The sequence below is a fragment of the Cupriavidus sp. SK-4 genome (genome assembly GCF_000611125.1).
GTDB classification, from domain to species: domain Bacteria; phylum Pseudomonadota; class Gammaproteobacteria; order Burkholderiales; family Burkholderiaceae; genus Cupriavidus; species Cupriavidus necator.
In genome coordinates, this window is sequence record NZ_JFJW01000213.1 from 1 (window position 1) to 1,232 (window position 1,232).

1 protein-coding gene and 1 pseudogene are annotated in these 1,232 nt (G+C 67.0%); both read left to right on the forward strand.

The window, feature by feature from the left end:
• Positions 1–176, forward strand: a pseudogene (locus tag CF68_RS37400) (chemotaxis protein); the annotation flags it as partial.
• A gap of 119 nt (positions 177–295) precedes the next feature.
• Positions 296–1,232: MCP four helix bundle domain-containing protein (locus tag CF68_RS34480; protein WP_035827970.1), on the forward strand; the 937-nt coding region annotated here is incomplete at its 3' end.

Consider the following 1,232-nt stretch of genomic DNA (forward strand, 5'->3'; position numbering starts at 1 on the left):
AGAACGCGGCGCTGGTGGAAGAAGCCGCCGCCGCCGCGGGCTCGCTCGAAGAGCAGGCCATGCGCCTGCGCGACGCCATTGCCACGTTCCGCGTCAGCATGCAGGCCGAGGTGCGTCCGCAGCGCCTGCCGGCCCATGTGCGCGCCGAGGCGGCCCAGTCACTGGCACAGGCCTAGTCCACGGAACCAGGCCAGTCCGAATCAAAGACGAGGCAGGCGCGGAACACCGGCCTGCATGCGTACAAAACGGGTGCGGCACGCCGCGCCCGAGGCTTCAGTTACAAGGGGGAGTTGCTATGCATTGGTTCAATCAATTGCGCGTCACGACCAGGCTGGTTGCCGGATTCCTGGTCGTTGCCGTGATCGGCGCCGTGATGGGGCTGCTGGGGGTCGTCAACATGGGGCGCATGGCCGACTGGACCGGCAAGATCTACAACGGCGACCTGCAGGCGCTGAAGGCAGTGCAGGACGCCAATATCAACCTGGTCTATGCCAGCCGCGCGCAGATCGGGCTGCTGTCGGCATCGACCATGGGCGAGCGGGCGGCCGAGAAGGAGCAGATCGTGAAGTCGCTCGGCGCGATGGACGAGCGCATCCGCCAGGTCGCGGGTGCTTTCGAGAAGGCCGAGGGCAAGGCACTGGTCAAGCAGTACCAGGAGCTGTCGCCGGCCTTCCGCGCGCGCATGGAGAAGTACGTCGAACTGGTCAGCAAGCAGCCGCTGGATACCTCGCAGTTTGAAAGCCAGGTGTTCTCCGAGAGCGCCGACCTGCTCAAGGACAGCCACGCGCTGGAAGCGGTGATGTTCCAGATGGTCAAGCGCCGCGACGACCGCGCCCGCAACAATATGGAAGAAGCGCGCAGCGTCTACGACGCGACGCGCCTGTGGATGCTGGGCCTGGTGCTGGGCGGCGTGGCGTTGTCGGTGCTGCTGGGCGTGCTGCTGGCGCGGGCGCTGTCGCGCCAGCTGGGCGGCGAGCCGGCCTATGCGGCCGCGATTGCCGCGCGCATTGCCGAAGGCGACTTCTCCTCGCCGGTGACCACGCGCGCAGGCGACAAGAGCAGCCTGGTCTATGCGATGCAGCAGATGCAGCAGCAGCTGTCGCGCATGGTGCGCGATTTCAAGGTGTCGGCCGAATCCATCGGCAGCGCCTCGCGTGAAATCGCCGCGGGCAACAACGACCTGTCGCAACGCACCGAGCAGCAGGCGGCGGCGCTGGAGCAGACGGCGTCGA